This is a genomic window from Filobacillus milosensis (assembly GCF_004402015.1).
Taxonomy (GTDB): domain Bacteria; phylum Bacillota; class Bacilli; order Bacillales; family Alkalibacillaceae; genus Filobacillus; species Filobacillus milosensis.
Map to the genome: position 1 here is coordinate 245,531 of NZ_SOPW01000004.1, position 10,787 is coordinate 256,317.

Here is a 10,787-nt window from a genome sequence, read left to right on the forward strand (position 1 = left end):
CTCTTTCTCTTATTAATCTAAAGTTGTTGAATACATTATATAAATTTTATTAAGAAAAAGAAATTTTTCTTAATTTACATAATTAAACAATTGGTAATGTGGCTATAACTAGCCCAACAAAAAAGAAAGTTAAATAATTTAATGAATAGATAAACATCCACTTAGCCCAGCGGTCATCATCTTTCATTTTAAAACCATAAAAAGCAATGGCTAACCATCCAACGTTTAGTAATGTTGCAAATACTACAAATATTGTACCTAAAGAAAAGAAATAAAATGGTAGAGGCAATAAACAAATCGTATAAACCAATATCTGTCGCTTAGTAATATTATTACCATAAACAACAGGTAACATTGGTATACCAGCTTGTCTATATTCTTCTCGTTTTCTTATTGCTAATGCTAGAAAATGAGGAGTTTGCCAAATAAACATCACTAAAAATAGCACGAATGCTGCTGGATGTAATGCCGGGTCAACGGCAGCCCAACCAATTAACGGCGGTGCAGCTCCTGAGAAACTGCCAACAACTGTGTTAATAGTATACTTTCTTTTCGACCAAATGGTATACAAAACCACGTATACAAACCAACCCATGAAACCAAATAATGCAGCTACTGGAGTTGTTAGGTATAGTAATAATAAACCTGCCGCAGTAAACACAATTCCCATTAAAAGAATTAAGTTTAAAGGAATTGTTCCAGTAATGGTCGGCCGCTTTTTAGTTCTTGCCATAGCATGATCAATATCACGATCATACCAATTATTTATAACACACCCTCCAGCTATAACTAGTGCTGTACCAGACATAGCTAGGAAGAAAGTTAACCAATTAAAAGTTTGGTTAGTAAAATATAAGGCTAACCAAAGTCCAGCAAAAGCTGTTATTAAATTTGAATTAATGATTCCTATTTTAATAAGGGCTAAAAAATCACTCCAATAAAGCTTTAATGAATTTGTACGATGTTCAAGCCCTGACATTGATGTTTGAATAGAACGAGGTTCACTCATAGTATTCGCCGTCCCCTCATTAATCGTTTAGTTTTAAGAGAATATACTCTCTATGTACTAAAATGTTGTAACCATAGCTATTGTACCATTTAATTTTCTTTACTTCTATTTAACCACACAAAATCATTTTTAGATGTGAAAAATATGTGAAAAAAACAGCCCCAAAAAATAAATTAGCATATTTTATCGAAAAATGTCAGTACCAAAATGAAATATTTAATATTTTTCACACTTTGTTTAAATTTTAACTTATCCGAACTGAGCTCTATAATAAGAATTAATAAACTTAAAGTGTTATAATTTTGTAAAGAAATTCGTTTCCATCAGACAAATATTTATATTACGATAGGAATTAGGCATTTGGCAATGAATCGAGGTGAACAACCATGAAAAAGTTATTTCAACCTAAACCTGTTGCCCTTATTTCATTAATATCGATGTTAATCGTTTTAATAGGTGGCGCATTAGTTACAAAAACCGGATCAGGTTTAGGGTGTGGTCGTAGTTGGCCACTCTGTAATGGTGAATTAATTCCTTCAAATATAACATTTGAATTAATTATAGAGTTTAGTCATAGAGCAACAACTGGTCTAGCCATTATTTTTGTCGGACTGTTAACGATTATTGCTTGGCGGCAATATAACTATATTAAAGAAACGAGATTCCTAGTTGTTTTAACAATTGTATTTTTCATTTTACAATCATTGCTAGGTGCGGGTGCGGTTTTATTTGAACAGACAAGTTTAATTAAAGCTTTACACTTCGGAATATCTTTAGTTTCTTTTGCAAGTGTATTTTTATTAACATTGATTATTTTTAACATAGACGAGAAATTCCATACAGAACAACTAAATCTGCCTAAGAATCTAAGAATTCAGTTTTATAGCCTATTTGTTTATACGCTGGTTGTCGTTTATTCTGGAGCGCTGGTCAGACATAAATCAGCAAGCTTAGTATGTAGAGATTGGCCACTTTGTTTTAATGACCAAGCTTTTCTATTTAGTAGTCTCACTTTAGAGCAGTGGATACAAATGGGACACAGACTCTTAGCGGGTTTATTATTTATATGGGTAATTACTTTATTAGTCTATATGTGGCGAAAATATACTAACCTTGAATTTATTAAGAAATCTTGGCTGATCGCAAGCTTTTTAATCATTTGCCAAGTACTTTTAGGTGCATTAGTTGTCATCACACTTATGAATGAAGTCATTGCTTTAATGCACTCGTTATTTATCTCACTATTTTTCGCATTATTGTGTTACATGTTATTGTTAGCAAGAAGAAGTGCTAAAAAAAATAAGGGCTAAAAGCCCTTATTTTTTTATTCTACTTCTATAAGTAAATCTCCACTCTCAATAGCTTCTCCATCTTTAACGTGTACCTTCTTTACAAACCCTTCAAATGGTGCCTGAACCGTTGTTTCCATTTTCATAGACTCTGTTATCATTAAATGATCATTCTTGCCTACTTTCTCGCCTTCTTTAACTAAAACATTAATCACTGTTCCTGGCATCGATGCCCCAATGTGATTAGGATTGCCTTTGTCAGCTTTTACTCGTTGCTGAAGGACATTTTCCACATTTTCATCACGTACAATAACTTCACGAGGCTGACCATTCAATTCGAAGTACACAACTCTATTACCATCTTTTTGAGCTTCTCCTATAGATACCAGCTTCACGATTAATGTCTTTCCTTGCTCAATTTCCACAGCAATTTCTTCACCTAATCTTAATCCGTATAGGAATGAAGGGGTATTTAAGACCGATACATCGCCATATTTTTCTACGAAATCTTGATACTCATTATATACCTTTGGATAAAGAGCATAAGATATAATTTCTAGATCTGTAACCTGTCGATCTAGTTTTTCATATAATTGTTCTTTTAAAGCTTCAAAGTTAATACTTTTTAGGTGTTCGCCTGGACGGCTTGTAATGGCTTCTCTACCTTTTAATATAATGCGCTGTAACTCTTTAGGGAAGCCTTGATATGGTTGACCAATGTACCCTTGGAAAAACTCTACGACTGAATCAGGGAAATCTAATGAATCACCTTTATCATAGACATCATCTACTGTTAATTCGTTTTGAACCATAAATAATGCCATATCACCAACAATTTTAGATGACGGTGTTACCTTGATAATATCACCAAACATATCGTTTACTTTACGATACATTGCTTTAACTTCATCCCACCGTTCACCTAACCCCACTGCTTTTGCCTGTTGTTGCAGGTTACTATATTGTCCTCCAGGCATTTCATGAAAGTAAATTTCAGAATGTGGAGCCTTTAATCCATTTTCATAAGGTGCGTAGTAATCTCTTACATCTTCCCAATATCTTGCCAATTCATCGTATGCTTTTATATTTAATTCAGGCTGGCGCTCATCATGTTCTAAAGCATAATACAAGCTATTCGCACTAGGCTGTGATGTACTTCCAGCCATTGAGCTCACTGCTACATCAACAGCATCTACACCCGCTTCAACGGCTTTAGCATACATAAAAATACCATTACCGCTTGTATCATGCGTGTGTAAATGAATCGGGATCTGCACTTCCTTTTTTAATGCTGAAATTAATTGATAAGCTGCTTCAGGCTTTAATAGCCCTGCCATATCTTTAATCCCTAAAATATGCGCACCAGCATCTTCAAGCTCTTTAGCCAATTTTAAATAATAGTCTAAATCATATTTAGGTCGAGACGAATCTAGGATATCCCCTGTATAACACATAGAAGCTTCAGCTATTTTGCCTTGCTTTCTAACAGCTTCTATTGCTGGTTTCATACCTTCAACCCAGTTTAAACTGTCAAAAATTCTGAAGACATCAATACCCATTTGAGCACTATGTTCTACGAATTTATCGATAACATTATCAGGGTAGTTCTTATAACCAACTGCATTACTTGCACGCAATAACATTTGGAATAAAACATTTGGCATCTTTTCACGTAATTTACTTAATCTCTCCCATGGATTTTCACGTAAAAAGCGGTAAGACACATCAAATGTAGCGCCTCCCCACATTTCAACAGAAAACAGATTGGGCTGAAGTTTTGCAGTTGGTTCAGCAATATCTAACAAGTCTTTTGTTCTAACGCGTGTAGCCAACAAGGATTGGTGTGCATCTCTAAAAGTAGTATCAGTTAATTGAACCTTCTTTTGACCTTTTAACCAATTCGCAACAGCTTCTGGTCCTTGTTCATCTAAGATTTGTTTAGTCCCTTTTGGATAATCTTCATTTAAATCAATTTTAGGTGTTCTTGGTTCTGAGAATAAAGGCTTTTTTTCCTGTCCATTTCTCATTGGTCCGTTTATAGTTGTGTATCCTAAATAAGACAATAATTTTGTACCACGGTCTTTTCGTTTAGGAAATACAAACAGTTCAGGTGAGCTGTCGATAAATGTTGTGTCATAAGTTCCATTTAAGAATTTTTCGTGCAGTATAACGTTTTCCAAAAACGGAATATTAGTCTTAATTCCTCGAATACGAAATTCTTTTAAGTTACGTACCATTTTCTTAGCTGCTTGATTAAACGTTAGTGCCCATGTAGATACCTTAACTAGTAATGAATCATAATGAGGCGAAATAACCGCTCCTTGGAAACCATTACCGGCATCTAAACGCACACCGAAGCCACCACCTGTACGGTAAGCCATAATTTTACCTGTATCAGGCATAAAATTATTTAATGGATCCTCAGTTGTTACACGTGATTGAATCGCATAACCGTGAGTTGTAATATTTTTTTGTAACGGAATATCAATTGGTGAATCATGCAATCCATACCCCATAGCAATGTGAATTTGAGTTTGTACAATATCAACACCAGTTATCATTTCAGTAATGGTATGTTCAACTTGTACACGTGGATTAACTTCAATAAAATAAAACCCTTCTTCAGTAACTAAAAATTCAACCGTCCCAGCGTTAACATAGTCAACACTTTCCATTAACTGAACTGCTGACTGACAAATTTCTTCACGTTGCTGCTCAGATAAAGATACGCTAGGTGCAATCTCTACAACTTTTTGGTGACGTCGTTGTATCGAACAATCTCGTTCATACAAATGAACAATATTTCCATTCGAATCACCGATAATTTGAACTTCTATATGTTTAGGTTGTTCGATTAATTTTTCAACATAAACTTCATCACTGCCAAAAGCTGCTCGAGCTTCAGATTTAGCGCGTTCATAGGCTTCTTTTAAAGCTTCAGAGGTTCTTACAATACGCATACCTCGTCCACCACCACCTAAAGCAGCCTTGATCATAATGGGGAATCCGTGATTGGAAACAAACTCTTCAACTTCATTTAGTGAAGAGACTGGTCCGTCCGTCCCGGGTATGACAGGAATATCTGCTTTAATAGCTTGATGTCTCGCTTTTACCTTATCACCAAAAGTATCCAATAATTGACTAGATGGGCCTATAAAAGTAATTCCTTCTTCCTCACAACGTTTAGCAAAATGAACATTTTCAGATAAGAAACCATACCCTGGGTGTATAGCATCAACCCCTACACGTTTAGCAATTGAAATAATTCCTTCGATATCTAAATAAGCATCAATAGGTTTTTTTCCAACACCAACTAAGTAGGCTTCATCTGCTTTATACCGATGATATGATCCTGTGTCTTCTTCAGAATAAATTGCAACAGTTCGTATGTTTAATTCTGTACATGCTCTAAATACTCGTATAGCAATCTCTCCACGATTGGCAACAAGTATTTTGTTAAAAGGCTTAGTTTGACTCATTGATGAGAATCCTCCATTCTTTAAGTCCTTTTATTTTTAGTACTCTCATATTCTATATTCAACAGAGATAAACAAAATCCCTTCAAAAAATGAATGAATATTCATTTTTTTATATAAAAAAGCTCAAACAATATTGGTTTGAGCTTAAGATGATTTATGTTGTTGATAAGCCTCATGCAAGGCACTTAATTCTTTTTCAAGGTTTTCTAAAATTTCTTTCCCTGTCGAATTGTTAATAAGCTTTAAACGAACAGCAAAATGAATTTCACGAGAGAGTCCATACATTTGTGTATCTAAAACCTCTTCATATAAAGGACATTGAGGCATTGTTAAATTGTCCATTTGTACCTTGATTAATTGTAATATTTGATCCGCATCTGCCTTTAAGAGGGCTAGTGCTTGTTGATCTTCTTCAAGCGCTACATTGGATGACACGGTTATTCCCCCTCACAAAAATAAGCTATCTACTTTATTATATTATAGGTTATGGGGATAAAATGCAAGAAAACTTGTCTGTTTTAAGCTAGAAGATCGACCATCGTTTAACATCAGCTAATTTTTCTAAAAATCTTAACCCAACTACACTGTTACCCTTTTTATTCAATGCTGGTCCAAATACAGCAATTCCACCGGATTGTTTAATTGAACCCATTATGCAGCCAGATACACCACTTTTAGCTGGTATACCTACATTTATAGCAAAAGTGCCTGATTCATCATACATCCCACAAGTGACCATGAACGTTTTGCAAATTCGCGCTACATGATCTGGGAGAATTTGTTCATCCGTATCAGGATCCCTGCCATCATTAGCAAAAACAGCTGCCACTCTTGCCAGTTGTTTAACATTCATGTTTATAGCGCACTGTTTGGTGTAGACGTCCAATAACTCTTCAATACTACCAGTTATAACACCATGTTGTTTCATGAAATAACAAAGTGCACGATTTAAAAACGCTGTTTCATATTCAGATTGTGCAACCTCTTGATTATAGGTAATAGTCTCATCATTGGATAATTTTCGAACTAAATTAAGTATTTCTTCAACCATTTCTTCCGAATTTCTGCCTCGAATCATGTTAGTAACCGCAAGGGCACCAGCATTAATCATAGGATTAAAAGGTTTAGCAGGTTTTTCAACCTCTAACTTTGCAACAGAATAGAAAGGATCACTGGTAGGTTCTTTATCCACTCTTGAGAATACTGCCTGTTCACCATGCTGTATTAAGGCTACTGCTAACGCAAAAACTTTTGAGATACTTTGAATAGTGAAATCATATTGAGATTGTCCCGCAAAGATGACTTCTCCACCAATAGGATAATATGCAACAGCATTCGTTTCAGGCTGTTGATTTGCTAAAGCTGGAATATAATCAGCAACTTTACCATTATTCGCATAAATTCTTACATGTTCCAACCAATCGATTAAGTCTTGTTCTTCAATTTTAATCATAATTTCAAACTCCTCTCGTGCATTGTAAATAAATCTTCGTTATACTTTTATATGGACAAGTTAGTTTTATAAAGAGGTGACATAATGTTAATCGTACAAATTCAAGGTAACGTCAAGCATCCTATAACATTAGATCCAACTGTTTGGATTTTTGATGACAGAAAAATTTTATTTGATTCAGCTTTTAATAAATCAACTAATGACGATTTAGAAACTCACGATTCTCAGGAAAAACCATGGAATCGAGATCAGTACCAACAAAGCTTGAATCCACCGATTAATGAAAGTGTTAAAAAATTTGATCGTAGAAAAGTTCTTGAAAATAGCTATGTGATGCCACTAAATTATTTTTTACCTAATTCAGAACCATCAGATGATGCATCTAAAGCCATATTACATACACAAAACGGTGATAAAGAAATTAGCTTTAATGAACTTAGCGATTCATTATTATTATTCGCATTAAACGGAAAACCATTAAAAGAAGATGGTCCTGTACATTTATTTTTTGGTGACGGCCAAAATTATAATGATCCTATTAAAGGAATTCACAAAATTACAATTCAATAAACCTTTAAAAGTTAACTGCTACAGGCGGTTAACTTTTTTTGTTACTTTTTTCCTAACATGAATACTCCATTTTGATACAAACTAAAGAAAAAAGGAGTATGAATAATGAAATACAAAGGATTAAATATCATGATGTTTATTATCTTGTTTTCAGCCGGATGTATGTCACAACAAGGTAATAATAATTCATTAGAGAATATGGATGTTGAACAATTAAGTGATTCGGAAATTGAACAATCAAATAAGCACTCCAACCGAGAAGCTGCCAAAAGATTAGCTCACTTAGCATCAAGTGTACCAAATGTTAACGATGCACGTGTACTTGTATTCGGTTCTTATACTATTATTGGTATAGATGTAGATAAAGATTTAGATCGATCCAGAGTAGGTACCGTTAAATATTCAGTAACAGAAGCTGTTAAACATGATCCATTTGGACATTATGCTTTTGTCATCGCTGATGGGGATATCATGGAGAGAATTCGTAAAATGAACACGATGATTAGACAAGGTCAACCTTCTGATGCAGTTATTGATGAAATATCGAATGTAATTGGTCGTTATTTGCCAGAAACACCTACAAAAGAGAAACGTCCTAAACAAGATCAGCCCTCAAATACACGTGGAGATGCTGATGAAGATATAACGAATATACAACAAAATCAAGGGAAGACTCAAGGTGAATAACAATATTTTTACTTTGAGGTGATTAGTTTGTTTTACCATGTAAAAGAACTTCAATATCGAGCAAAGCCAGATAAACCAGATCCAGTATATGCTAAAAAGTTACAAGAAGTATTAGGTGGCCAGTACGGTGAAATTTCGGTTATGATGCAGTATTTATTTCAAGGCTGGAATTGCCGTGCTGAAGCCAAATACCGAGATATGCTTCTAGATATCGGTACTGAAGAGATCGCTCACGTTGAAATGCTTGCAACAATGATTGCTCAACTATTAGATAAAGCTCCCGTTGAAGAACAAGAAGCCGCTGCAAAAGACCCTGTAATTGAATCCGTTATGGGGGGAATGAATCCCCAACACGCTATTGTTAATGGATTAGGTGCAAGTCCTAATGACAGTGCAGGCTACCCTTGGAACGCGAGGTATACCATCGCTAGCGGTAATTTATTGGCAGATTTTAGAGCAAACCTAAATGCTGAATCACAAGGTCGTTTACAAGTGGTTAGGCTCTATGAAATGACTGATGACCCTGGTGTTAGAGATATGCTTTCATTTTTGATTGCACGTGACACAATGCATCAAAACCAATGGTTAGCTGCCATTGCCGAATTAGAGGAAAAAGAAGGTAAAGTCACACCAAGTACCTTCAATAAACAATATGAAAAAACAGACGTGGCTTATACATTTATGAGTTGTTCTGAAGGACAAGACAGTGAAACTGGGCGATGGGCCAGTGGTACCTCCATGGACGGCTTAAGTCAATTTAATTATGATCCTAATCCTAAAGCTCAAGGTCAAAACCCTACATTAAATCCTGCTCCTGGTTATATACATGGAACCCCTAAATTTAAAAAATAAGTAGTCAAAAAAGAACCGTATCAACGGTTCTTTTTTATTGCTTTTGCTTGTCCTCTTCTTTAACTTCGTTATAGTACTGAACGCCAAACTGAGAACCTTCTGAAACCATTTTAGAATTTTCGTGCTCGGCTTTCGATTCAGGGTTTCCTGCTTTTTCTAAAGTATCTTTATCATCATTATTGAATAGTCGATCCTTCATTTTATTGTATTGATTCATGAATTTTCCTCGACGGTTTTCATCTGAGAATATATAGGCACCAAGAGCAGCTCCACCTGCAACAATTGATGAAATTACACGTTTTCTAGCCATAAATAATCCCTCCATTTTTCTTCTATATAACTTATGTTCCCCGATTTTACTTTTTCAAACATAAATGGCCATGGGCATGTTATAATGAGTTTGTAGAGGTGATTGTCATGCGAGTAAAGTGTGTACTCTGTGATGCAGTCAATAAAGTTGACTCATTCTCATTATTAGCTAAAAAACTAAGAAAACGCCGAGTACAAACATATATTTGTACTGAATGTTCAGAACGTATTAAAGAGAAAACTTTAGAGCGAAGAAAAAATGACAACTTTAAATTATATGAAGCTCCAGAAGGAGACCCTCATATTTAAAAATGGTTGCCCGACAAATTAGGGCAACCATTTTTATGATTCAGTACGTCGTTCTTTGTGCAATCGGTAGCGATAGATCGCTAATACAATTGATGTAATGACTAGAACTTCAGCAATCGGAAGACCACCAATTGAAAATAAGACTAAAATAAAACATCCAAATCCTAAAATAATATATACAATTAACGATTTTAATAATGGTAAGTCTTTTGCAAAACCCAATTTATATGTAATTATGGCTAAAGCAACTACCGTAAGAAATAATAACCAAAAGCCTTGTACGCCACCAATTTCTATTAAAAAGTATTTTTCAATGGGCAAATAAAATTGATCTTCTAAAGTTTGATTATTTTGCTCAGACATGTTAAACCTCCTCTATATTTCCCACCTAATCATACATGAATCCATCTATTTAATCTATATTAAGCAAGCATGTTTTCAAATTTTGTCACATCGTGTAAACTTTAATAAGATGAGGTGAAAAAATGAGTCATAATCAAAAAATGTTTATACTAGCCATTTTAGTCGTACTGTGTTTCATATTAACTGCTATTGTCATTAGTTACCGTTCTTATGGACTTATGACCTTATTCTTATTGTCTGGGTTCGGACTCATGGGATGGGGTTTTAAATTAAAAAAAGATTATCAAAACAAATAATTAAAGCTAAAGAGGCTGGGACATAACTAGTCAAATATAACTTAAAAATCGCATCCATCATAAAAATTAAATGATGGATGCCATTTTTTGATGAATCGATATGATGATTGAGACTTCTTTGGGTGTTCATGGCGGTGTATTTTCTTAAATTCACCGCCATGAAGGCAAACC

General features: G+C 34.6%; 12 protein-coding genes. 6 read left to right on the forward strand and 6 right to left on the reverse strand.

Annotation, left to right across the window (positions count from 1 at the left end):
• Positions 1 to 82: 82 nt before the first annotated feature.
• Entirely contained in the window at positions 83 to 1,009 is a 927-nt protein-coding gene (cyoE, locus tag E3U55_RS05815; protein ID WP_134339416.1) for a heme o synthase, read from the reverse strand.
• Between the two features lie 386 nt (positions 1,010 to 1,395).
• On the opposite strand from cyoE, the gene E3U55_RS05820 reads away from it, so the two are divergent.
• A complete protein-coding gene (locus tag E3U55_RS05820; RefSeq protein WP_134339417.1) occupies positions 1,396 to 2,319 on the forward strand; it encodes a COX15/CtaA family protein in 924 nt (307 codons plus the stop codon).
• A 14-nt stretch (positions 2,320 to 2,333) separates the two neighbouring features.
• Here the strand turns inward: E3U55_RS05820 and pyc are convergent, their stop codons facing one another.
• The 3 genes from pyc to glsA all read right to left on the reverse strand — a co-directional run bounded on the left by pyc (position 2,334) and on the right by glsA (position 7,230).
• The gene (gene pyc, locus E3U55_RS05825) at positions 2,334 to 5,777 is read right to left on the reverse strand and encodes a pyruvate carboxylase (protein ID WP_134339418.1); all 3,444 of its coding nucleotides are present in this window, start codon (positions 5,775 to 5,777) and stop codon (positions 2,334 to 2,336) included.
• Between the two features lie 144 nt (positions 5,778 to 5,921).
• Positions 5,922 to 6,212, reverse strand: a complete 291-nt coding sequence (locus E3U55_RS05830; protein ID WP_134339420.1) for a YlaN family protein — start codon at positions 6,210 to 6,212, stop codon at positions 5,922 to 5,924.
• A gap of 88 nt (positions 6,213 to 6,300) precedes the next feature.
• Positions 6,301 to 7,230, reverse strand: coding sequence for a glutaminase A (glsA, locus tag E3U55_RS05835; RefSeq protein WP_134339421.1), 930 nt, complete (start codon positions 7,228 to 7,230; stop codon positions 6,301 to 6,303).
• 84 nt (positions 7,231 to 7,314) lie between these two features.
• On the opposite strand from glsA, the gene E3U55_RS05840 reads away from it, so the two are divergent.
• The 3 genes from E3U55_RS05840 to E3U55_RS05850 all read left to right on the forward strand — a co-directional run bounded on the left by E3U55_RS05840 (position 7,315) and on the right by E3U55_RS05850 (position 9,339).
• Positions 7,315 to 7,800, forward strand: a complete 486-nt coding sequence (locus E3U55_RS05840; protein ID WP_134339423.1) for a hypothetical protein — start codon at positions 7,315 to 7,317, stop codon at positions 7,798 to 7,800.
• A 105-nt stretch (positions 7,801 to 7,905) separates the two neighbouring features.
• The gene (locus tag E3U55_RS05845) at positions 7,906 to 8,487 is read left to right on the forward strand and encodes a YhcN/YlaJ family sporulation lipoprotein (protein WP_134339425.1); all 582 of its coding nucleotides are present in this window, start codon (positions 7,906 to 7,908) and stop codon (positions 8,485 to 8,487) included.
• Between the two features lie 27 nt (positions 8,488 to 8,514).
• Positions 8,515 to 9,339 (forward strand): manganese catalase family protein, encoded by an 825-nt coding sequence (locus E3U55_RS05850; protein ID WP_134339427.1) that lies wholly within the window; start codon positions 8,515 to 8,517, stop codon positions 9,337 to 9,339.
• A gap of 34 nt (positions 9,340 to 9,373) precedes the next feature.
• Here the strand turns inward: E3U55_RS05850 and E3U55_RS05855 are convergent, their stop codons facing one another.
• On the reverse strand, positions 9,374 to 9,649 hold the full coding sequence (locus E3U55_RS05855) for a hypothetical protein (RefSeq protein WP_134339429.1): 276 nt from the start codon (positions 9,647 to 9,649) through the stop codon (positions 9,374 to 9,376).
• A gap of 107 nt (positions 9,650 to 9,756) precedes the next feature.
• On the opposite strand from E3U55_RS05855, the gene E3U55_RS05860 reads away from it, so the two are divergent.
• Positions 9,757 to 9,957: a YlaI family protein gene (locus E3U55_RS05860; protein WP_134339430.1), complete on the forward strand. Its 201-nt coding sequence runs from the start codon at positions 9,757 to 9,759 to the stop codon at positions 9,955 to 9,957.
• 33 nt (positions 9,958 to 9,990) lie between these two features.
• Here the strand turns inward: E3U55_RS05860 and E3U55_RS05865 are convergent, their stop codons facing one another.
• Complete coding sequence (locus E3U55_RS05865) at positions 9,991 to 10,320, reverse strand: YlaH-like family protein (RefSeq protein ID WP_134339432.1); 330 nt, start codon at positions 10,318 to 10,320, stop codon at positions 9,991 to 9,993.
• A gap of 122 nt (positions 10,321 to 10,442) precedes the next feature.
• Between E3U55_RS05865 and E3U55_RS17260 the strand changes: the two genes are divergently transcribed.
• Positions 10,443 to 10,616, forward strand: coding sequence for a DUF5325 family protein (locus tag E3U55_RS17260; protein ID WP_153801900.1), 174 nt, complete (start codon positions 10,443 to 10,445; stop codon positions 10,614 to 10,616).
• Positions 10,617 to 10,787 lie beyond the last annotated feature (171 nt).